The sequence below is a fragment of the Streptomyces fuscichromogenes genome, assembly GCF_014645815.1.
Taxonomy (GTDB): Bacteria; Actinomycetota; Actinomycetes; order Streptomycetales; family Streptomycetaceae; genus Streptomyces; species Streptomyces fuscichromogenes.
The window spans coordinates 328,713-349,139 of sequence record NZ_BMML01000007.1 but is presented as its reverse complement, the minus strand read 5'-3'; the positions used below and the strand labels follow the sequence as shown (position 1 = coordinate 349,139).

At 73.6% G+C, this 20,427-nt stretch carries 18 protein-coding genes; 3 read left to right on the top strand and 15 right to left on the bottom strand.

Annotation, left to right across the window (positions count from 1 at the left end):
• Positions 1-89: 89 nt before the first annotated feature.
• The 10 genes from IEZ11_RS17985 to IEZ11_RS17940 form a co-directional block, all read right to left on the bottom strand.
• Complete coding sequence (locus tag IEZ11_RS17985; protein ID WP_189263776.1) at positions 90-1,643, bottom strand: acyl-CoA synthetase; 1,554 nt, start codon at positions 1,641-1,643, stop codon at positions 90-92.
• Positions 1,640-2,749, bottom strand: a complete 1,110-nt coding sequence (locus IEZ11_RS17980) for an NAD(P)H-dependent flavin oxidoreductase (protein WP_189263775.1) — start codon at positions 2,747-2,749, stop codon at positions 1,640-1,642. Before IEZ11_RS17980 ends, IEZ11_RS17985 begins: the two co-directional genes overlap by 4 nt.
• Positions 2,750-3,189: 440 nt before the next feature.
• A complete protein-coding gene (locus IEZ11_RS17975) occupies positions 3,190-4,761 on the bottom strand; it encodes a phytoene desaturase family protein (protein ID WP_189263774.1) in 1,572 nt (523 codons plus the stop codon).
• A gap of 146 nt (positions 4,762-4,907) precedes the next feature.
• Entirely contained in the window at positions 4,908-7,142 is a 2,235-nt protein-coding gene (locus IEZ11_RS17970) for a serine/threonine-protein kinase (RefSeq protein ID WP_189263773.1), read from the bottom strand.
• Between the two features lie 60 nt (positions 7,143-7,202).
• Positions 7,203-8,048, bottom strand: coding sequence for an oxygenase MpaB family protein (locus tag IEZ11_RS17965; RefSeq protein ID WP_189263772.1), 846 nt, complete (start codon positions 8,046-8,048; stop codon positions 7,203-7,205).
• Between the two features lie 9 nt (positions 8,049-8,057).
• Positions 8,058-9,236: an acyl-CoA dehydrogenase family protein gene (locus IEZ11_RS17960; protein ID WP_189263771.1), complete on the bottom strand. Its 1,179-nt coding sequence runs from the start codon at positions 9,234-9,236 to the stop codon at positions 8,058-8,060.
• 94 nt (positions 9,237-9,330) lie between these two features.
• On the bottom strand, positions 9,331-9,855 hold the full coding sequence (locus tag IEZ11_RS17955) for a cupin domain-containing protein (RefSeq protein WP_189263770.1): 525 nt from the start codon (positions 9,853-9,855) through the stop codon (positions 9,331-9,333).
• 236 nt (positions 9,856-10,091) lie between these two features.
• Positions 10,092-11,000, bottom strand: a complete 909-nt coding sequence (locus tag IEZ11_RS17950) for an NAD(P)H-binding protein (protein ID WP_189263769.1) — start codon at positions 10,998-11,000, stop codon at positions 10,092-10,094.
• Positions 11,001-11,325: 325 nt separating this feature from the next.
• Positions 11,326-11,700 (bottom strand): four-helix bundle copper-binding protein, encoded by a 375-nt coding sequence (locus tag IEZ11_RS17945; RefSeq protein ID WP_189263768.1) that lies wholly within the window; start codon positions 11,698-11,700, stop codon positions 11,326-11,328.
• Between the two features lie 57 nt (positions 11,701-11,757).
• The gene (locus tag IEZ11_RS17940; protein WP_189263767.1) at positions 11,758-12,201 is read right to left on the bottom strand and encodes a universal stress protein; all 444 of its coding nucleotides are present in this window, start codon (positions 12,199-12,201) and stop codon (positions 11,758-11,760) included.
• Between the two features lie 318 nt (positions 12,202-12,519).
• Between IEZ11_RS17940 and IEZ11_RS17935 the strand changes: the two genes are divergently transcribed.
• Together IEZ11_RS17935 and IEZ11_RS17930 are read left to right on the top strand one after the other, a co-directional pair.
• Positions 12,520-13,128 (top strand): CBS domain-containing protein, encoded by a 609-nt coding sequence (locus IEZ11_RS17935; protein ID WP_189263766.1) that lies wholly within the window; start codon positions 12,520-12,522, stop codon positions 13,126-13,128.
• Between the two features lie 139 nt (positions 13,129-13,267).
• Positions 13,268-13,633: a DUF6479 family protein gene (locus IEZ11_RS17930; protein WP_189263765.1), complete on the top strand. Its 366-nt coding sequence runs from the start codon at positions 13,268-13,270 to the stop codon at positions 13,631-13,633.
• Between the two features lie 12 nt (positions 13,634-13,645).
• On the opposite strand, the gene IEZ11_RS17925 is transcribed toward IEZ11_RS17930, so the two are convergent.
• Both IEZ11_RS17925 and IEZ11_RS51960 read right to left on the bottom strand, forming a co-directional pair.
• Complete coding sequence (locus IEZ11_RS17925) at positions 13,646-14,101, bottom strand: RpiB/LacA/LacB family sugar-phosphate isomerase (protein ID WP_189263764.1); 456 nt, start codon at positions 14,099-14,101, stop codon at positions 13,646-13,648.
• Between the two features lie 10 nt (positions 14,102-14,111).
• Positions 14,112-14,243: a hypothetical protein gene (locus IEZ11_RS51960; protein WP_268239911.1), complete on the bottom strand. Its 132-nt coding sequence runs from the start codon at positions 14,241-14,243 to the stop codon at positions 14,112-14,114.
• 365 nt (positions 14,244-14,608) lie between these two features.
• Here IEZ11_RS51960 and IEZ11_RS17920 point away from each other — a divergent pair, with 365 nt between their 5' ends.
• Entirely contained in the window at positions 14,609-15,427 is an 819-nt protein-coding gene (locus tag IEZ11_RS17920) for a class I SAM-dependent methyltransferase (RefSeq protein ID WP_189263763.1), read from the top strand.
• A 347-nt stretch (positions 15,428-15,774) separates the two neighbouring features.
• Here the strand turns inward: IEZ11_RS17920 and IEZ11_RS17915 are convergent, their stop codons facing one another.
• The 3 genes from IEZ11_RS17915 to IEZ11_RS17905 all read right to left on the bottom strand — a co-directional run bounded on the left by IEZ11_RS17915 (position 15,775) and on the right by IEZ11_RS17905 (position 20,108).
• A complete protein-coding gene (locus IEZ11_RS17915; protein WP_189263762.1) occupies positions 15,775-16,455 on the bottom strand; it encodes a response regulator transcription factor in 681 nt (226 codons plus the stop codon).
• The gene (locus IEZ11_RS17910; protein WP_189263761.1) at positions 16,452-17,660 is read right to left on the bottom strand and encodes a sensor histidine kinase; all 1,209 of its coding nucleotides are present in this window, start codon (positions 17,658-17,660) and stop codon (positions 16,452-16,454) included. The genes IEZ11_RS17915 and IEZ11_RS17910 overlap by 4 nt, the downstream gene beginning before the upstream one ends.
• Positions 17,661-17,774: 114 nt before the next feature.
• Positions 17,775-20,108 carry an MMPL family transporter gene (locus IEZ11_RS17905; RefSeq protein WP_189263760.1) on the bottom strand — a complete coding sequence of 778 codons (2,334 nt, stop codon included), beginning with the start codon at positions 20,106-20,108 and terminating at the stop codon, positions 17,775-17,777.
• Between the last annotated feature and the right edge of the window lie 319 nt (positions 20,109-20,427).

The following is a 20,427-nucleotide window of genomic DNA, read 5'->3' as shown; positions in this document are numbered from 1 at the left end:
CTGAGCCGCCAGGCTCCCCGAGGCGCCGGGCCCCTGGAGCCCCGGGCAGCCCGAGGCGCCGAGCCCCGAGATACCCGGTCCCGCCCCGCTCACACCGGCCGGGTGCGCCCCTCCCAGTACGGGTCCCGCAGCCGCCGCTTGTACAGCTTGCCGTTGGGGTCCCGGGGCATCTCGGCGATGAAGTCGACGGTCTTCGGGCACTTGTAGCCGGCGAGCTGTTCGGCGCAGTGGGCGAGGAGGTCGGCGGCGAGCTCCGGGCCGGGCTCGTGTCCGGGGGCGGCTTCGACGACGGCCTTGACCTCCTCCCCCCAGTCGTCGTGCGGGATGCCGAAGGCGGCGGCGTCGGCGACGGCGGGGTGGGACAGCAGTGCGGACTCGATCTCGGCGGGGTAGATGTTGACCCCGCCCGAGATGATCATGTCGATCTTGCGGTCGCGGAGGAACAGGTAGCCGTCCTCGTCGAGGTAGCCCAGGTCGCCGACGGTGAAGAAGTCGCCGATGCGGCTCTTCTGCGTCTTGGCCTCGTCCTTGTGGTAGGCGAAGCCGCCGGTGTTCATCTTCATGTAGACGGTGCCGAGTTCACCGGCCGGCAGCCGGTTGCCGTCGTCGTCGAAGACCGCGAGTTCGCTGATGGGCCAGGCCTTGCCGACCGTGCCGGGTTTCTTCAGCCAGTCCTCGGCTGTGGCGAAGGCGCCGCCGCCCTCGCTGGCCGCGTAGTACTCCTCGACGCTGGGACCCCACCAGTCGAGCATGGCGCGCTTGACATGGTCCGGGCAGGGGGCGGCGCCGTGGATGGCGTGCCGCATGGAGGAGACGTCATAGCGGGCGCGCACGTCTTCGGGGAGGGCGAGCAGCCGGTGGAACTGGGTGGGGACCATATGGGTGTGGGTGCACTTGTGTGCGTCGATCAGGCGGAGCATCTCCTCGGGGGTCCACTTGTCCATGACGACCAGACGGTGGCCTATGTGGAGGGACGCGCCCGCGAACTGGAGCACGGCGGTGTGGTAGAGCGGCGAGCAGACCAGGTGGACGTTGTCGTCGAAGGGGCGGATGCCGAAGATGCCGAGGAAGCCGCCGAGGTAGGCCTCCTCGGGGCGCCTGCCGGGCAGCGGGCGGCGGATGCCGCGGGGGCGGCCCGTGGTACCCGAGGTGTAGTTCATGACCCAGCCCAGCTCGCGGTCCTCGGGTGCCGACTCCGGCTGTCCGTCGAGGAGTTCGGCGTACGGCCGGAAGCCCTCGACCGCGCCGACCGCGTACCGGTGGGTGGCCGGGAGGCCGGCCTCGTCGGCGGCCTGGCGGGCCGGGCCGGCGAACCGTTCGTGGGCGAGGAGCACCTTGGCGCCGGAGTCGGCGACGATCCAGGCGATCTCCGGGGCGACGAAGTGGTGGTTGACCGGGACGAGGTAGAGGCCGGCCTGGGAGGCGGCCAGGTAGGCGGTGAGGAACTCGGGCCCGTTGGGCAGGACGACCGCGAAGGCGTCCCCGCGTTCCAGGCCCGCGGCCCGCAGTCCGTGGACGAGCCGGTTGGCGGCCGCGTGCAGCCTGCCTGCGGTCCATTCCTCGCCGTCGGGTGCGACGAGGACCGTGCGGTCGGGGTCCCGGGTGGCCTGGGCCCAGAATCCGGCGGGGGGCGTACTGGTCACGTGCCGCTCCTTCCGGCGATGCGGTTGATGCGGTCGACGGTCTGCTCGAAGCCCCGGGTGAGGTCGTCGAAGACGGCCTGGACGCTGCGTTCGCTGGTCATGCGGCCGACGATCTGGCCGACGGGGGTGCCGAGCAGGGGTGCGACCTCGTGCTTCTGGATGCGGGTGAGGGCCTCGGCGACGAGCAGGCCCTGGAGGGGCATGGGCAGGGTGCCGGGGCCGTTCGGGTCGTCCCAGGCGTCGGTCCACTCGGTACGCAGCTGGCGGGCCGGTTTGCCGGTCAGGGCGCGGGAGCGGACGGTGTCGCCGGAGCCGGCGGCGAGCAGTTTGCGGGTCACGGCGGGCGAGGAGAGGTCTGCCTCTGTGACGGTCAGCCACATGGAGCCCAGCCACACTCCCTGAGCACCGAGGCTGAGCGCGGCGGCCACCTGCTGCCCGCTGCCGATGCCGCCGGCCGCCAGTACGGGCAGCGGGGCGACGGCTTCGACGACCTCGGGGGTGAGCACCATGGTGGCGATCTCGCCGGTGTGGCCGCCGGCCTCGTAGCCCTGGGCCACCACGATGTCGATGCCCGCGTCCCGGTGTTTCACGGCGTGCCGGGCGCTGCCGGCGAGCGCGGCGACGAGGATGTCCTGGTCGTGGGCGCGGTCGACGACGTCGGCGGGCGGCGAGCCGAGGGCGTTGGCGAGCAGCCGGATCGGGTAGTCGAAGGCGACGTCGAGCTGGCTCCGGGCGACCTGCTCCATCCACCCGGTGATGCGCCAGCCGGACGCCTCCCCCTCGGCCAGCTCGGGCACGCCGTACTTGGCGAGGGTGTCCCTGACGAACTGCCGGTGCCCCTCCGGGATCATCGCCTCGACGTCGGCCTCGCTGACGCCCTCCACCTTCTTCGCGGGCATGACGACGTCGAGCCCGTAGGGCTTCCCGTCGACATGGGCCTCGATCCAGTCGAGGTCGCGTTTGAGGTCGTCGGGGGCGGTGTAGCGGACCGCGCCGAGCACTCCGAACCCGCCGGCCCGGCTGATGGCCGCGGCCACGGCGGGAAACGGTGTGAAGCCGAAGACGGCGTGCTCGACGCCCAGGGTCTTGCTCAGCTCCGTCTGCATGGGCGCAGGATGCCGCAGCCGTGCGGCCGACGGAAGAGGTTTTCTGATGCTCCGTCAGATTCTTCGGAGGATTCCCGGCCGGATCCGGCCGCGCACCCTCGTCCGGGGCGCATGGGCCGGGCGGCGCTCTCCCGCGCGGGCCGGTGCACGCCGTGTCACGGCTGCCGGAACCCGTCGCGGCGGCGGATGCGGGGTCCCGACCACCGGGTCGACGGCGGCCACCCGTCATCCGGCCGGCGCGAAGCCGCCACGGGAGCGCGGGTCGGGGCGGGCTGTCGGTCTCGCCTCGCCGACGGGCCGACAGGGTGGCGGGCATCCCCTTCGGGCGGCCGGGCGGCCGGGGGCCGGTGGCCGGTGGAGGTGGCCTTCCTCGTGGCCCGTCCGGTGGGTGAGGGGGCCGGACAGGTCGACGGCGGGCGCACCTGCGCTGACGCCCGGGGTCAGTCGTCCCGCTGTTCCAGTAGCGCCATCGCCGCGTTGTGCCCCGGCACCCCGCTCACCCCTCCCCCGCGCACCGCACCCGCCCCGCACAGCAGGACGTTGGCGTGCCGGGTCTCCACGCCCCAGCGGCCGGTGCCGTCCTGGGCGTAGGGCCAGGAGAGGTCGCGGTGGAAGATGTTCCCGCCGGGCAGGCGGAGGTCCTGTTCGAGGTCCAGGGGGGTCTTCGCCTCGATGCAGGGGCGGCCGTCGGCGTCCAGGGCCAGGCAGTCGGTGATCGGCTCGGCGAGGTGCGCGTCGAGCTGGGCGAGGGTGGACTTGAGGAGTTCCTCGCGCACCGCGTCGTTGTCCGCCGTGAAGAGCCGGGCCGGGGTGTGCAGACCGAAGAGGGTGAGCGTCTGGTAGCCGCGCTCGGCCAGGTCACGGCCGAGGATGGTGGGGTCGGTCAGGGAGTGGCAGTAGATCTCCGAGGGCGGGGCCGCGGGCAGCCGGCCGGCCGCCGCCTGGGCGTGGGCGGTGGCGAGTTGGCCGTAGCCCTCGGCGATGTGGAAGGTGCCGGAGAACGCCTCGCGCGGGTCGACGGCGGTGTCGCGCAGCCTGGGCAGCCGCTTGAGCAGCATGTTGACCTTGAGCTGGGCGCCCTCGGCGGGCTCCGGGGCCGGGTCGCCGGTGAGGGCGGCGAGTTCCTGTGGCGAGGCGCCCACCAGGACGTGCCGGGCGGCGGCGGCGCCCTCCCCGTCGGCGGTGCGGTAGGCGACCTCGGCGCTCCGGCCGTCCGTCTCGATCCGTACCACCTCGTGTCCGGTGGCGAGCACCGCGCCCGCCGAGCGCGCGGCGGCGGCCAGCGCGTCGGTGAGGGCGCCCATGCCGCCGACCGGCACGTCCCAGGCACCGGTTCCGCCACCGATGATGTGGTAGAGGAAGCAGCGGTTCTGGCGCAGCGAGGTGTCGTGGGCGTCGGCGAAGGTGCCGATCAGGGCGTCCGTGAGGACGACCCCGCGCACCAGGTCGTCCGTGAAGTTCTCCTCGATCGTCACCCCGATCGGCTCCTCGAACAACGCCCGCCAGGCGGCCTCGTCGTCGATACGGCGGCGCAGCTCCGCGCGCTCGGGCAGCGGGTCGGTGAGCGTCGGGAAGACGCGCTCGGCGACCCGGCCGGTCATGCCGTAGAACCGCCGCCAGGCCTGGTACTCCGTCTTGCCCCCGGTCAGCCGTTCGAACGCCTCGCGGATCCGCCGTTCGCCGCCGCCGACCAGCAGTCCGGTCGGCCGCCCGTCGCGTTCCACGGGCGTGTACGAGGAGACGGTACGGCCGCGGACGCGGAAGTCCAGGCCGAGGTCGCGGACGATCTTCCTGGGCAGCAGGCTGACCAGGTAGGAGTAGCGGGACAGCCGCGCGTCGACACCGGCGAAGGGGCGGGTGGAGACGGCGGCGCCGCCGGTGCGGCCCAGCCGCTCCAGCACCAGCACGGTGCGGCCGGCCCGGGCGAGATAGGCGGCCGCGACGAGGCCGTTGTGGCCGCCGCCGACGATGATGGCGTCGTAGGTGCGGGAGAGTTCCGTGGCAGCGGGCATGACTCTTCGTAACACATGATGATCTAGGCGGGTAAGAGGCGTGCCGGTTCGCTCCGCGAGGGGGGCCGGTTTTCGGGTGCGGGTTGTGCAGGGCTGGTCGCGCAGTTCCCCGCGCCCCTACGGGGCGCCGCCCCTTGCGGGGCGCTTCACAGGCGACCTCCTGATGCGCGCTGCTGGCGCAGGACCGCCACCCTCCGGTACAGCTCGACCGCCTCGGCGCCCCGCCCCAACTGCTCCAGGCAGTGTGCCTCGTCGTTGCGGCTGGCCAGGGTGTCCGGGTGGTCGGAGCCGAGGACGCGTTCCCGGGCGGTGGCCACGCGCCGGTACTCGGCCAGTGCGTCCGGCCAGCGGCCCAGCCAGCCCAGGCCCACCGCCACCTCGCGGCGGCTGACCAGGGTGTCGAGGTGGTCGGCGCCGAGGACCCGCTCGCGGATCGCGCACACGTCGCGTGATTCCGCCAGTGCCTCCTCCCAGCGGCCGAGGCGGCCGAGGTTGACGCCCAGGCCGTGGCGGGCGCGCAGGGTCTCGGGATGGGCGGGGCCCTGGACGCGGGTGCGGTCGTCGATCAGGGCACGGTAGAGGGTGAGCGCGTCGGCGCTGCGGCCCAGGCGGCCCAGGCTGATGCCGACCTCGTAGCGGGCGGCGAGGGCGTCGGGGTGGTCGGCGCCGAGGGCGCGGGCGCGGGCCTCGGCGACCTCGCGGTAGGCCTGGAGGGCCTCCTCCCAGCGACCCAACTGGCCCAGTGCATAGGCGACTTCGTACCGGGTGACCAGGGTGTCGGGATGCTGCGGGCCGAGCACCCGGGCGCGGGCCGCGGCCACGTCGTGGGCCATCCGGTACGAGTCCTCCAGGCGGCCCAGCCGGCTCAGGTTGAAGGCGAGGTTGTGACGGCAGCGCAGGGTGTCCGGATGGTCGGGGCCGGTCAGCCGCTGCCGGGCGGCGAGAACGGCCGTGTACACCTGGTGGGCGTCGAAGTGGCGTCCCAACTGGCCCAGCACGTAGGCCGTTTCCTGACGGGCGGCGAGGGTGTCCGGGTGGTCGGCGCCCAGTGCGCGCTCCCGGGCGGCGGCGACCTCGGTGTACTCGCGCAGCGCTTCGGCGGCACGGCCGGTGCGGCTGAGGGTGAAGGCGATCTCGTAGCGGCTGGCGAGGGTGTCGGGGTGGTCGGGGCCGAGGAGGCGGGCGCGTTCGGCGGCGACGGCGCGGTGCACCTCGCCCGCCTCGCCCCAGCAGCCGAGCCTTCCCAGGCTGAGCCCGTCGTGGTGCCGGCCGGCCAGGGCGGCCAGGGCCTGCGGAGAGGGGGCGGGGACCACCGGGAGCGGTTCCACGACGGCGGTGGCCGGGCGGGCGGTCCACTCGCAGGTGAGTCCGGCGCCGGGGTCGGGCGGCGTGCTGCGCAGGGCGGCGCCGGTCGCCTTGTGGCCGGTGGTCATGGACCGGGTCCAGGACGGCAGCCGGGGCTCGTGGGCGGCCGGTTCCGGGGGCCGGAGCCGGGGCTGTGCGGTGACCACGGTGGGGACGTACGTGGGTGCGGTCCGCCCGGAGGTGATCCGGCGGCCCAGTTCCCCGGCGTCGTAGGGCCGTTGTTCCGGTCGTTTGGCCAGCAGGTCGAGGACGACCTTCTCGAACCAGCCGGGCAGCTCGGGGCGGTGGCTGCGCGGTGGGGCGGGGCGGGTGTCGCGGTGGCCGACGAGGATCGCCCAGGCGTCGTCGAGGTCGAACGGCGGTGCCCCGGTGGCGATCTCGTACAGCACGCAGCCCAGTGAGTACAGGTCGCTGCGCTGGTCGACCTCGGTGCCGCCGATCTGCTCCGGGGACATGTAGTGCGGGGTCCCCATGGCGATGCCGGTTCCGGTGAGCCGGGAGGTGAGGCCGGTGTCCTGGCCGAGGCGGGCGATGCCGAAGTCGCAGAGCTTGGCGGTCCCGTCGGTGAGCCGCATGATGTTCGCCGGTTTCAGGTCCCGGTGCACGATGCCCCGCTGGTGCGTGTAGGCGAGGGCGGCGGAGACCTGCTCGGCGATGTCGACGACGTCGCCGACGGGCAGCGGATGGTGCTTGTTGTCCTCCATGAGCTGGCTGAGGTTGCGGCCGTCCAGCAGCTCCATCACCAGGTAGAGGACGCCGTCGTGCTCGCCGAAGTCGTGGACGACGGTGACCCCGCGGTGCGAGAGCCCGGCGGCGGTTCTCGCCTCGCGCCGGAACCGCTCCCGCAGGACGCGGGTGAACGTCTGGTCGTGGTGCGGGCCGAGCGGTTTGAGGCACTTGACGGCGACCTGCCGGCCGAGGGACTCGTCGCGGGCCCGCCACACCTCGCCCATTCCGCCCCGCCCGATCAGGTCGAGCAGCCGGTACCGCCCCTGGACCAGCCTGCTGTCAGCCATCGCGCGCCGATGCCCCCCGTCGCGGTCCGTGACACCCCCCTGCTCGCCCAGTATGACTGTCTATCGCCCGACTTTGTACGGTGCGGGGCGTGCGTCCGGGCCGAGCCTCACGATGGCGTCCAGGATGTGTTTCGGCGGGAGTTGCCAGCGCAGACGTGCGGGAACACAGCGCAGCAGGGTGCCGGTGGCGCGCAGTCGGCGGGTGACGACGGCGGGTTCCGGGGCGGGTCTGCCGTACAACGCGTGGGCGTACGGCGGCAGAGAGGCGTACGCCAGGTGGGCCACGCGCCGCCACAGGACCTCGCGCGCCGGTATCAGGAGGGGGTGCGTCGACGGGCGGAGCAGGAAGTCGTCCACGGCGCGGGCGTCGGCCCCGACGGCGAGCAGCGGCCGTACCGACTCGAAGTACGCGGCCAGGGCCGCCCGGTCGCCGGGCACGGCATGGGTGTCGAGGCCCACCAGGCGGGCGCGGGCGCGTTGTTCGGCGACATACCGGTCGGCCTGCGCGTCGGTGAGCGGGATGCCGGAGCGGCGGGCGACATGCAGGTACGAGTCGATCTCGGCGCAGTGCACCCACAGCAGCAGGCCGGGTTCGTCCACGCCGTACCGTTCGCCGGTGTCGGGGTCCGTGGCGCCCAGCATGCTGTGGATCTTCCGCACCCGGGCCCCGGCCCGCTCGGCGTCCTCGGTGGTGCCGTAGATGGTGGTGCGCACGTAGTTCGCGGTCCGCATCAGGCGGCCCCAGGCGTCGCTGCGGAAGTCGGAGTTCTCCATGACGCCGCGCACCGCGCGCGGGAGCAGCGCCTGGAGGTAGAGCGCCCGGATGCCGGCGATCCACATGACGGGGTCGCCGTGCAGGTGCCAGGTCACGGAGTCGGGGGTGAAGAGCCCGGCGTCACCGTCCATACCGGCAGGCTAACGCCGTACCCGTGGCATCCCCAGTCCGATCCACGAGATGATCTCCCGCTGGATCTCGTTGTTGCCGCCGCCGAAGGTGAAGATGACCGCCGAGCGGTAGCCGCGTTCCAGGTCGCCGTGGAGGACCGCGCCCGCCGAGCCCTCCTTCAGCGGCCCGGCCGCGCCGGTCACCTCCATCAGCCAGGCGTAGGCGTCCCGGCGCGCCTCGGAGCCGTAGACCTTGACCGCGGAGGCGTCCTGCGGGGTGAGGGTGCCGTCCTGGACGGCGCTCACCATCTGCCAGTTGAGGAGCTTCATGGCGTCGAGGCGGGTGTGGGTCCGGGCGAGGTGGCGGCGCACCCAGGGCAGGTCGACGACACGGCGGCCGTCGGCGAGCTTGGTCTCCATGGCCCAGCGCTGCACGTCGTGCAGGGCGCGGATGGCCATGGTGCCGTGCGCGGCGAGGGTGACGCGCTCGTGGTTGAGCTGGTTGGTGATCAGCCGCCAGCCGTGGTTCTCCTCGCCGACCCGGCGGGAGACGGGGACGCGGATGTTCTCGTAGTAGCTGGCCGTGGTGTCGTGCGAGGCGAGGGTGTTGATGACGGTGCAGGAGTAGCCCGGGTCGGTGGTCGGCACCAGGAGCATGGTGATGCCCTTGTGGGGCGGGGCGTCGGGGTCGGTACGGGTGGCGAGCCAGACCCAGTCGGCGGTGTCGCCGTTGGTCGTCCAGATCTTCTGGCCGTCCACGACGTACTCGTCGCCGTCCCGTACCGCCCTGGTCCTCAGCGCGGCGAGGTCGGTGCCCGCGTCGGGCTCGCTGTAGCCGATGGCGAAGTCGATCTCGCCGGAGAGGATGCGGGGCAGGAAGTACGACTTCTGCTCGTCGGTGCCGTACCGCATGATCGTCGGGCCGACGGTGTTCAGCGCCATCAGCGGAAGCGGTACGCCGGCCTGGGCGGCCTCGTCGAAGAAGATGAACTGCTCCATCGCGGTCAGGCCGCGCCCCCCGTACTCCTTGGGCCACCCGACCCCGAGCCAGCCGTCGGTGCCCAGCCGCCGGACGGTCTCGCGGTAGAAGCGTTTCTGCGCGGCCGGATCGGCGTAGCGGGCGTAGGCGTTGTCCGGCACCAGGCCGGCGAAGTAGGCGCGCAGTTCGGTGCGCAGCCGCTGCTGCTCGGGCGTGTGGTCGAGGTGCACGGCGCCTCCAGGCTCCCCAAGGGCGGTCCTGACGGCGCACACCGTAGAACGTGTTCCAGAAATTGGGAATGGCGGCGACCCGCCGCGACCGGTGTCAGGACCGGCCGGGTGCCAGCGGGCTGCCGTGCAGGGAGCCGAGCACCTCGGGGCCGAGGACCTTCAGCAGCGGCTCGGTGAAGACGGCGTCCACGAGGACGAAGGCCATCCGGGCCGCTGCGTCCGTGCGGTTCTCCCAGCGGTGGTCGGTGCCGCGCTGGATCACCACGTCCCCGGCGCGCAGCACCCGCTCGGAGTCGTCGAGGACGAGGACGACCTCGCCGGCCAGGACGATTCCGTAGTCCACGGTCTGGGTGCGGTGCATCGGGGAGACACAGCCCGGCGGGAACTCGTTGACCCGGATCTTGGTGCCGCCGGGGGCCGGCGGCACGGTCAGGTCGCGCTCCGTGGGCTCGGCCTCGTCCGCCGCCAGGGGTGCGGGTACGGAGTCGGTGTTCCACATCTCGTAGAAGGCGGCGCCGTCCGGAGCGGTGCGGACGACGGGCGGCTCGCCGTCGGAGAGGAACACGGAGGTGCCCGTCTCGTCGTGACCGGTGACGATCCGGCGGGGCGGCTGGCTCATGGCGGCGCTCCTCTTCTGGCACGCGGGAGGCTGGGGACGGGGCGGTACCGATGACTGCTGTCACGCTAGGCAGCCCGGCGGTGCGGCGGAAATGCGGATCAGCGATGCCAGCCATCCGACCGGCGGTTCCCACCGGCCCGGGACGGGGCCGGAGGGGTGACATGAGCCGTCCGCGTTCGCCGACCGGGTCCTGGCCGACCTTCGTCGAGCCGGATCAGGAGCGCGCCCGCCCGGGTTCAGGCAACGCCGCGTGCGGTGTTCGGGGCCGGCCACCAGGCCGCGTCCGCGATCGGGGTCGCCGGGGAACCGGTCAGCCGGGGGACGACATCGGTGACCGCGGAGATCTCGCCTCTTTCGATCGCCTGGTACCACGAGATCCAGGTCTCGATCTGTTCCCCGCTCATGCCTCTTCGCCACCGCCGCGCGAAGGCCTCCTCGACGGTCTCGGGTTCGAAGCGGTAGGGTCGGCCGGTGGCCGCGGCAATCCGGGTGACCGCTTCGCCGACGGTCAGGGCCTCGGGTCCGGTAATCTCCAGGGTCGCCCCGTCGTGTTCGGAACGGGGGCCCTGGTCCAGGGCGACGGCCGTGATCACGTCGGCGATGTCCTCGTGGGTGACGAAGGCGGCCCGGCCGGTGCTCGCGGGGCCGCTGACGACGAACTCCTCGTCGGCGAGGGCGGCCGGCGTCGACGTGTAGAAGCCCGCCCGGAGCACCGTGTACCGGATCCCGGCCCCGGCCCCGGCCCCGGCCCCGGCCAGGAACTGTTCGGTCGCCCACTGGTCGCGGGCGTTGAGGTACGTGGCGACGGGCGCGGCGCCGACGAGGGACACGTACAGGACCCGGTCCACGCCGACCGCGATCGCGGCCTCGACCGCGGTGGCGTGTTCCTCCAGCCGACGCCCCGTGCGGTGTCCGGAGACCAGGATCAGAGTGGACGCGCCCTGGAGCGCCTTGCGCATGGCGTCGGCGTCCGCGTAGGCGGCCGGACCGCGCCGCTCGGCACCCGGCAGGTCGGGCATGCGGTCGGGGCTGCGTCCGACGAGGAGCTGGGGGACGCCGAGGCCGGCGAGCCGGGGCGCGACCCGGCCGCCGAGCGCCCCGGTCACCCCCGTGACCGCCACCGTGGCCCGGTTCTGCTCAGCCATGGGTTTCCTCCGCCCGGAACCGCCGCCGATCGCGGCGCTGCCGCTGTCGGCCCCGTCCGCGACAGCTCCTGCCGCGTCCGCAGGCCGCGCGACGACCCGTCAGTCCACCTCTACGAGCATGCCCCGGCCGACCGGGAGCCGCGAGGTGACCGCCCTCCTGCCGCACCGCATCGCGGGCAGGGCGAGAATACCGCCGTGCACGGCGCCGGGTTCCGGGCTGCGGGCCCCGGGCTCCGGGCTCCGGGCTCCGGGCTCCGGGCTCCGGGCTCCGGGCTCCGGGCTCCGGGCGAGAGCCGACGTGGACGGGTCGAGCGGTACGCCGGTGTCAGCCGAGTGCCGCCATGAAGTCCGTGCAGGCCGCGGCGCATGCCCGGCAGGCTGTCGCGTTCGGCTCGGCGCCGGGCCGGCCGTCGAAGGCACGGGCGGAGTCGAGGCAGACCGTACGGCACCACTGCAGCTGGACGCGGAGACCGGCCGCGTCCAGGCCTGCCTCCTCGGTCAGCGCCCGGCAGGTGGCCTCGCACACCTCGGCGCACATGATGCCGGTGCGCCGCAGGCGTTCCGCGTCGCCGCTCCCGTCCGGATCGAGCACCCCGGCCCGCAGCGCGCACGTCCGGGCGCACTCCGTGCAGGCCAGCGCGCACGCGAACCGGTCCTCCAGGAACCCGTACAGATCCTGCTGAGAAGACGTCCACGTCATGCGGCCCGGGTAACCAGCCCTCGGCACCGGCAAACGCCCCGTGGCACGGGTCCTGGGTCAGTCCTGCTCCGCGCGGACGATCACGACCGGGCAGGTGGCGTGCTGGGACACCTGCTGGCTGACGGAGCCGAGCAGGGCGCGGGCGAACCCGCCCCGGCCGCGGCTTCCGACGACCAGGGCCTCGGCACCCTCCGCGGCCCGCAGCAGGACGTCGGTGGTGTTGCCGTGCACGAGGTGGGAACGGACCGAGTCCGCCGTGTCCGCGCCGAGCACGTCGGTCAGCTCCTGTCGCATCCGGTCCCGGGCCTGCTCCGCGTCGACGTCCATGTCGACGGCGGGTCCCGACCATCCGTACAGCCCCGGCAGCTCCCACACCGCGACCGCCTCCACGACCCCGCCGACGAGGCTCGCGTACCGCAGGGCCCAGCGCAGGGCCGCGTACGAGGACGGCGACCCGTCGACGCCGACCACGACCCGTCGCTCGGCGACATCCCTGTCCATGCGTTCCACCTCTCCTCGGGCGTTCGGCCGGACCCCTTTCCTCCACGCTGCGCGACGGGCGGCCGGATCGCCAGAGAAGTGCGGCCGGCGGCATGACACGGCCCGTCGCCCGCGTCTTTTCCGGGGCGCGGAGAAATCCGGGCCGGTCCGCTCTGGTGGCACGGCCGTTCCCGTGGTGTGCTGGAGGTGACGGGAAGGACCCGCAGTGACGCGGGGAAGCGGCCGGCCACGACCGCGCACCGCGCAATCAGGATCCGCGAGAAGTGGATGGCGTCCTTCCCGCCCTCTCGTGATTCAGCGGGATCCGAGGAGGCAGCGATGCACGCCAGCCCGCACACCGTCGGCGACGTGATGACCCGGGCGCCGGTCGCCGTCGGCCGTGACGCCCCGTTCAAGGACGTCGTCACGCTGATGGACCGGTGGAAGGTGAGCGCTCTCCCCGTACTGGACGGCGAGGGCAGGGTGGTCGGCGTGGTGTCCGAGGCCGACCTGCTGTTCAGGGACGAACTCCCCGGTGGGGTGACCGCCGGCGAGCTGATGAACGCGCCCGCGGTGACCGTGCACGCCGACGCCGGCCTGGCGGAGGCCGCGCGTGTCATGGCCCGGCGCGGGGTCAGGCGGCTGCCCGTCGTCGACGGAGTGGGCGTGCTCAAGGGCATCGTCAGCCGGGCCGACCTGCTGAAGGTGTTCCTGCGCGCGGACGAGGAACTGACCGAGGAGGTGCGCCGGGAGGTCGTCGACCGCCTTTTCCCGCTCTACGCCGACCACATCCGGGTCGATGTCCGTGAGGGTGTCGTCACACTGACCGGCTGGATCGACGGCCCGGATCCGGTCCCGGTCGCCGAACGGCTGACACGCGCCGTGGCGGGCGTGGTCGACGTCCACTGCCGTCTCTGCCCGGTCGCCGTACCCGACGACCGACACTGAGGCCCGGCCCGCGCGCACGCGCCCGTCGCCGTCGCCGTCGCCGTCGCCGTCGCCGTCGCCGTCGCCGTCGCCCGAAGTGTACGAACCAGACACCGAGCGCGTCCGGTTCGTACCGTTCTGAGAGGGGTATCCCTTGGCTATGAGTACGGAACCGATGCAGCTGGCCGCTCCCAGCGGCCTGATGAGTCTCGCGCTCTTCCTGGTGGCCGTGGCCGTGCTGGCGATGCTCGCCGGAGGTTTCTGGCTGGGCAACCGGGTCAAGTACCGCGAGTCGACCCGGCCACGCCCCGAGGAGCAGCCGAAGCTGCCGCCGGGAGGCGCGGTGCACGAGGTCCGGGAGAACCGCGAGTCCGAGGAGATCCCGCTGATCCCCAAGGGCGGCCGTCCGCTCACCCCGTACGAACTCAGTAACCAGCAGACCAGGCCGAGCGCGTCCAAGGACCGGCCGCGCTGGAGTCAGGGCTCCAGCGGCTCGTTCGGCGGTGGCGGGCTCGGCGCCCACTGACTCCGGCAGCCCCTAGACCGTCCCCCGGCCCGCGTCGAGACGTCCGACGCGGGCCACGTTCCCGAGATCCTCGGCGTCCTGGCTCGGCATCGCCGTGAACCAGGCGTCGAGGATCTCCTTGAGCACCGGCTGCGAGGTCAGGCGCAGGCTGAGGGCGAGGACGTTGGCGTCGTTCCAGCGGCGGGCGCCGTCGGCGGTGTAGGCGTCGGCGCACAGGGCGGCGCGGACGCCGGGCACCTTGTTGGCGGCGATCGAGGCGCCGGTGCCGGTCCAGCAGCACACCACCGCCTGGTCCGCGGCGCCGTCGGCGACGTCCCGGGCGGCCGCCTCCGAGCAGACGGCCCACTGCGGGTCGGCCCCGGGTTCCAGCGCACCGTACGTACGCACTTCGTGGCCTCGGCCGCGCAGCTCCTCGACGAGGAGACGGGCGACGGGTTCGTCCATGTCGGAGGAGACGGAGATCCGCATGCCCGGGAGCCTAGTCGGCGGACGGCCGCAGCGTCGCGGTGTCCGTGCGGGCCTCGATCGCGGTGAGGACCGAGGACATGTCGAGGCGGGCGTTGCCCAGTCGTACGCTCTCGCCGTAGAGCTCGCTGCTGAGGTCGAGCATGGGTGTGTGGTGTGGCGATGCCGACCGCGCGGGCCGCGTCGGCGTTCAGGTCCGGGGTCGGAGTCGGGTGCGGGCTCGCGCTCGGGTGTCGAGGCCGGGTGTCGAGATACGGCGACGGCGCGGAGGTCCCGCGAGGGCGCTGAGGTCCCGCGGTGGGGCCTGGTCGGGGCCGATCGGCCAGCCGCGCGGCGCGCCTCGGTCGCGGGGGCGGACGCCGTTGGAAGATCGGTGCGGCGGGCCGCCCGGTACCGCCCCACCCCGTGCGAAGGCCCCGCCATGAAACGCTTCGACGCCCCGCGCCTCGCCCCGCCGTCGTGCCTGCTCCGCGGGCTCGACGGCGGCCTCGGCGGCACTCGGACGGCGGTGTGACCACCGCACCGGGCGACGGCCGTTACGGCGAGGCCGTCTTCCGTCCCGAACAGGCCGGCGAGGGCGAACGCATCGACTTCGGTGCCCTCGCCTACGACGACATCACCATGGCACGGCTACGGGCCCTGGGGGCCGGACCGGGCTGGCGTTGCCTCGACGTGGGGGCCGGTACGGGCACGGTCTCCCGCCGGTTGCTGGACGAGGCCGGGGTGGAGAGCGTGCTCGCCGTGGACCGCGACGTACGTTTCCTCGCCGGGCAGGCCCGGAAGCCGGGGCTCGACGTGCTGGAGGCCGACATCACCGGCCCGGACGTCGTCAGCGGCCGGTTCCGGCTCGTCCACGCGCGCTTCGTCCTGATGCACCTGCCCGAGCACGAGCGCCTGGTCTCCACGCTGGCCGGGCTCGTCGAGCCGGGCGGTGTGCTGGTGCTCAGCGACGCGGTCGACCTGACCAGCGACCGGACGCCCGGCACGCCGTACACCGCGATGATGCGGGCGATGTGGCAGGGGCTGCGGACCGCCATCGGCACGGACGTCTCCTGGGTGCCGTCCTATCCGCAGTTGCTGCGCGCGGCGGGGCTCGGGTCCGTGGCGGCCGAGATCCATGTGCCGCCGCTTGAGCCGGGCAGTCCCCTCAGCCGTTTCTGGGCGGACACCTGGGAGCGGGGCCGGGCGGCGATGCTCGCCACCGGCCTGGTCGACGACGCGGCCGTGGACGCGGCGATCCGGTACCTGGCCTCCGAGGAGTGCGCCGCGCTGTCGGCCGGCATGCTCACCGTCTGGGGCTGGAAGGCCCCGGAGGGGACCGCCCGCTGACCGACCGCCGCCGCCGGGAACCGGGTCGGCGGGCGACCGGCCGGGACCGGTCGGCACCCGGCGGGACGGACCATCTGACCCCGTGGGCTCCCGCGGCCGTCCCGTGGTCGTCCCGTGGTCGTCCCGTGGTCGGGCAACCGTCTCCGTCGGCGGTGCGCGTCCGGGCGGGGCCGGTCCCGTGGGGGTGTCCGGGCGTCTCCCGGCCGAAGGCCGTGGGACGTCGGGACGTCGGGACGTCGGCGTGTGATGACGACGCGGCGGATGCGCGGCCGGCCGCCGCGACGCCGCCCTCGTCCGCCGGACGCCCCCTGTCCTACCGCGCGTGGCGCAACCCGCGCGGACCCGGTTCAGCCCTGCCGTGACTCGGGGCGTACCAGGCCGGTCTGGTAGGCGATGACGACGAGTTGGGCGCGGTCGCGGGCGCCGAGTTTCGTCAGGGCGCGCTGGATGTGGCTGCGGACGGTCAGGACGCTGAGGAAGAGCTCTCGGGCGATCTCGTCGTTGGACCTGCCACGGGCGGCGAGCGCGGTGACCTCCCGTTCGCGCGGGGTGAGGTCGTCGAGGCGTTCCGGCGGTGCCAGGAGGGGGCCGGGGGCCGGACCGGCGAGGAAGCGGGTGATGAGGGCGCGGGTGGCTCCCGGGGACAGCAGGGCCTCGCCGGCGGCGACGGTGCGGATGCCGTCGAGGAGGGTGTCCGTGGTGACGTACTTGCCGAGGAAGCCGCTGGCGCCGACCCGCAGCGCCCGGGCGACGTACTCGTCGGTCTCGTACATGGTCAGGACGAGGACCCGGGTGCCGGAGAGGTCGGGATCGGCACAGATGGCGGCGGTGGCGGCGAGGCCGTCGGTACCGGGCATGCGGATGTCCATCAGGACGATGTCGGGGCGGTGGGTGCGGGCGAGGTCCACCGCCTGCTGCCCGTCGGCGGCCTCGGCGACCACCTCCAGGTCCGGGCAGGAGTCGATCAGCAGCCGGAACGTGCCGCGCAGCAGCGCCTGGTCGTCGGCGAGCAGGACACGGATACTCACGCGGCGGCCTCGGGTTCTTCCGGTGCGAGGGAGTGGAGCGGGAGGGCGGTGGTGACCTCGAAGCCGCCGTCGGGGCGGGGTCCGGCCCGAAGATCGCCGCCGACCGAGTGGGCGCGCTCGCGCATGCCCATCAGGCCGAAGCCGCCGCCGACGGCCTCCGGGACGGCGGCGGCGGTGCCGTCGTTGGTGACCGAGATCAGCAGCCGGCTCCGGGCGTAGGTGAGGCGGACGTCGGCGCCCCGGCCGGCGCCGTGCTTGGTCACGTTGGTGAGGGCTTCCTGGATGATCCGGTACGCGGTCAGGTCCACGCCCGGTGACAGGGGCCGCGGCTCGCCCTCGGTGGTGAGGACGACGTCGAGACCGGCGCTCGCACAGGTCGAGACCAGCTCCGGCAGCCGGTCCAGGCCGGGGGCCGGCTCCAGGGACTCGGCGTCCGGGTCGCCGGACTGGCGCAACACCCCTACGGTGGCCCGGAGTTCGATCAGCGCGGCGGACGTGGTGACCGTCAGTTCGTCGAGCAGCTTCAGCGCCTGTTCGGGCCGGATGGGTATCAGGTGGCGGGCGGTGCCGGCCTGGGCGTTGGCGACGGCCATGTGGTGGGCGACCACGTCGTGCAGTTCCCGGGCGATCCGCATCCGCTCCTCGGCGACCCGCAGCCGGGCCTCCTCCTCCCGGGTGCGCTCGGCGTACGCGGCGCGGGCCTGCACGGACTCCAGATAGGCCGCGCGCAGCCGGGCTCTGCTGCCGCCGACGAGGGGCAGCAGCAGCCACAGGACGGGGCCGACGGTGCGCAGCAGCAGCATGTCGGTCGTGGGGTTGTCGAGCATGGCGGAGATCACCACCACGGCCATGGCCGCCAGGCCGAACGCCCGCGCGATTCTCCGCTCGGTCTCGGCGGCCACCCAGTACAGGGCCAGCATGAGCGGGGCCAGCATGAGCGGGGTGGGAATGTAGCCCTGGGCGAGCGTGGCCACCGTACCGGCCATGGCCACGGTGGCGACGGCGCGCGGGTGGACGCGCGCCCGCAGCAGGGCAAGGCAGGTGACGGCCGCGATGGCCACGGCGGGCCACTGCTCCTGCGGCTGGCTGAAGCCGGGGAAACGGAGCAGGGCGCCCAGGGTCACGCAGCCGAGCAGCGCGAGGCCCGTGACCGCGTCCACGAGACCGCGGTGGCGTCCCGTGGCCCTGTCCAAGCTGGTGGTCATGTGTTTCTCCCGGTGAGGGGGCTGGCTCCATGGTGGCCGACGTCCGCGGCGCAACGCCCGGCGGGCCACCCGTGACCTGTGCCACGGGCGGCCCGCCGGGACCCGGGGGGACGGTCAGAGGTGTGCCTCGACGGGCTCGTCCGGGGCCGGGTCCGGGTCGGTGACCGTGACGCCGGCCCTGTCGGTGGCCGTGTTCCGGGTGAGGGCCTCGCCCTCGATGTCCACCCGGGGCAGCAGCCGGTCCAGCCACTTCGGCAGCCGCCAGGCGCGGTCGCCCAGCAGGGCGAGGACCGCGGGCACGATCGCCATCCGGACGACGAAGGCGTCGAGGAGGACGGCGGTGGCCATGCCGAACCCGATCATCTTGATCATGGACTCGCTCTCGCCGATGAACCCGGCGAAGACCGCGATCATGATGAGGGCGGCGGCCACCACGACCCGGGCGCTGTGCCGGAATCCGGAGACCACCGCCTCCTTCGCCGGCTCGCCGTGGACGTAGGCCTCCCGCATCCGGGAGACGAGGAAGACCTCGTAGTCCATGGCCAGTCCGAAGATGATGCCCACCAGGAAGATCGGCATCAGGCTCATGATCGGACCGGTCTGCGCCACCCCGAACAGCCCGGCCGCATGGCCCTGCTGGAAGACCAGGACGACCGCGCCCAGCGCCGCGAGGACCGACAGCAGGAAGCCGAGCGCCGCCTTGAGGGGGACGAGCAGGGACCGGAAGACCACCAGCAGCAGGACGACGGCGAGACCGACCACGGTGACGAGGTAGGGCACCAGGGCCGACTGCACCTTCTGGGCGACGTCGATGTTCAGCGCGGTGGTGCCGGTGACCTCGTAGGAGGCCCCGGCCGCCGACTCGACGGCCGGGCGCTCGCCGCGGATCGCCTTGACGAGGGTCTTGGTCCGGTCGTCGGTCGGGCTGGTGGAGGGCGTGGCGGTGAACACGGCGGTGTCGCCGGCCTTGTTGAAGTGCGCCTGGGAGACCGAGACGACCCCCGTCGTGCCGGCGATCCGCTCGCTGATCGTGCCCACCGCGGCCTTGGCGTCGCCGGCGCCCTTGGCGTCCACCACGATGGTCAGCGGGCCGTTGAAGCCGGGGCCGAAGCCCTCGGCGAGGTCGTCGTAGGCGCGTCGCTCGGTGGTGGACGTGGACTTGGCCTCGTCTCCCGGCATGCCGAGCTGCAACTGGGTCATCGGGACCGCGAGCGCACCGAGGCCGAGGACGGCCAGGAGCAGCACGGGGACCGGGCGGCGCAGCACGAGGCGGGCCCAGCGGGTGCCGAGGTTGTCACGGCCGTCGTGAGGGTCGTTGCCGGCGCCGTCACCGGCGCCGTTGCCGTTGCCGTGCTGGGTCGTCGGCTTCTCGGAGCGGAGCCGGAACCGGAACCGGAACCGGAACCGGCGGTGACCGCCTTCCCCGCGCCGCGCGGCGCCCGCCAGCACGGCGTTCGGCCAGAACCCCAGCAGCGCCGGGACGGCCGTCAGCGCGATGAGCACGGCGACGACCACCGCCCCCGCGGCGGTCAGGCCCATCTTGGTCAGCATCGGAATGCCGACGACGGCCAGGCCGGCCAGGGCGATGACCACGGTCAGACCGGCGAAGACCACCGCCGAGCCCGCGGTGCCGACCGCGAGCCCGGCCGCCTCCTCGGGAGCCCGGCCGCCCGCGCGTTCCTCCCGGTAGCGGGAGACGACGAACAGGGCGTAGTCGATGCCGACGGCAAGGCCCAGCATCATCGCCAGGGTGCCGGTACTGGTGGACAGGCCGAGGGAGTCGGACAGCACGGTGATCGTGAACATGCTGATGCCGACGCCGAGGATCGCGGTCAGCAGCGGCAGTCCGGCGGCCGCCAGCGAACCGAAGGTGGCCAGCAGGACGACGGCGGCGACCGCGATACCGACGACCTCGGCGACACCGCCGGGTCCACCGCCGCTGTCCATCGCGGAGCCCCCGGTCTCGACGGTGAGGCCCGTGTCGCGCGCCCGGTCGACGGCGTCGTCCAGGGCCGTCCGTGCGGTGTCGCCGATCTCGGACGACTTGACCTTGTAGGTGACGGTCGCGTACGCCGTCGTACCGTCCTTGCTGACCGCGTTCGCGGTGAACGGGTCCGTGACACCGGCCACCTGGGCGCCGTCGCCCAGGGCGGTCACCGTCTCCTCGATCGCCTTGCGGTGCCCGGTGGCGGTGACCCGCTCGCCGTGCGGGGCGACGAAGACGACGCGTGCGGTGGCGCCGTCGGCGGCGGCACCCGGGAAGCGCTCCTGCATCAGGTCGAACGCCTTCTGGGACTCGATGCCCGGCGTCGAGAACTCCTCGTCGGCGGCGCCCGGCGCCCGCAGCGCGCCCAGTCCGACGGCGGCCAGGACGGCCAGCCACAGCAAGGCGACGTATCCGCGCCGCCGGAAGGCCGTTCGGCCCAGTCGATACAGAAAAGTAGCCACGTCAGAGAACTCCGCATCCGATCTCGCTTGGTCACCCAGGCTGTCCCGGCGGGGGCTCCCCCGTCGTCCTCCGGCTGCTGGCACTGCCGGCTACTGAATCCGCAGGACGGACTACTGAAACCGCGGTACACGTACGGCCCGCCGGCTCCTGCCCGGGTACTACACGGGACCCGGCGGCGCGGCGCCGGTCTACGACACCGCTTCAGGCTCTCCGGGCGCGGGAGACGACGGCCCGGCCGGGGCCAGGGGCGCCCCCGTCGGCTGCTGCCGGCACGGCGGCTCCGGCCGGGTTGTGCGCGGGCGCGGACGGCATCTGCGC

What these genes read in the sequence shown, in the direction of transcription:
- IEZ11_RS17980 (WP_189263775.1), bottom strand. Translation starts at nt 2,749, where the DNA reads ATGCAGACGGAGCTGAGCAAGACCCTGGGCGTCGAGCACGCCGTCTTC.
- IEZ11_RS17955 (WP_189263770.1), bottom strand. Translation starts at nt 9,855, where the DNA reads ATGAGCCAGCCGCCCCGCCGGATCGTCACCGGTCACGACGAGACGGGC.
- IEZ11_RS17940 (WP_189263767.1), bottom strand. Translation starts at nt 12,201, where the DNA reads ATGGACAGGGATGTCGCCGAGCGACGGGTCGTGGTCGGCGTCGACGGG.
- IEZ11_RS51960 (WP_268239911.1), bottom strand. Translation starts at nt 14,243, where the DNA reads ATGCTCGACCTCAGCAGCGAGCTCTACGGCGAGAGCGTACGACTGGGC.
- IEZ11_RS17945 (WP_189263768.1), bottom strand. Translation starts at nt 11,700, where the DNA reads ATGACGTGGACGTCTTCTCAGCAGGATCTGTACGGGTTCCTGGAGGAC.
- IEZ11_RS17935 (WP_189263766.1), top strand. Translation starts at nt 12,520, where the DNA reads ATGCACGCCAGCCCGCACACCGTCGGCGACGTGATGACCCGGGCGCCG.
- IEZ11_RS17925 (WP_189263764.1), bottom strand. Translation starts at nt 14,101, where the DNA reads ATGCGGATCTCCGTCTCCTCCGACATGGACGAACCCGTCGCCCGTCTC.
- IEZ11_RS17975 (WP_189263774.1), bottom strand. Translation starts at nt 4,761, where the DNA reads ATGCCCGCTGCCACGGAACTCTCCCGCACCTACGACGCCATCATCGTC.
- IEZ11_RS17930 (WP_189263765.1), top strand. Translation starts at nt 13,268, where the DNA reads ATGAGTACGGAACCGATGCAGCTGGCCGCTCCCAGCGGCCTGATGAGT.
- IEZ11_RS17965 (WP_189263772.1), bottom strand. Translation starts at nt 8,048, where the DNA reads ATGGACGGTGACGCCGGGCTCTTCACCCCCGACTCCGTGACCTGGCAC.
- IEZ11_RS17950 (WP_189263769.1), bottom strand. Translation starts at nt 11,000, where the DNA reads ATGGCTGAGCAGAACCGGGCCACGGTGGCGGTCACGGGGGTGACCGGG.
- IEZ11_RS17970 (WP_189263773.1), bottom strand. Translation starts at nt 7,142, where the DNA reads ATGGCTGACAGCAGGCTGGTCCAGGGGCGGTACCGGCTGCTCGACCTG.
- IEZ11_RS17910 (WP_189263761.1), bottom strand. Translation starts at nt 17,660, where the DNA reads ATGACCACCAGCTTGGACAGGGCCACGGGACGCCACCGCGGTCTCGTG.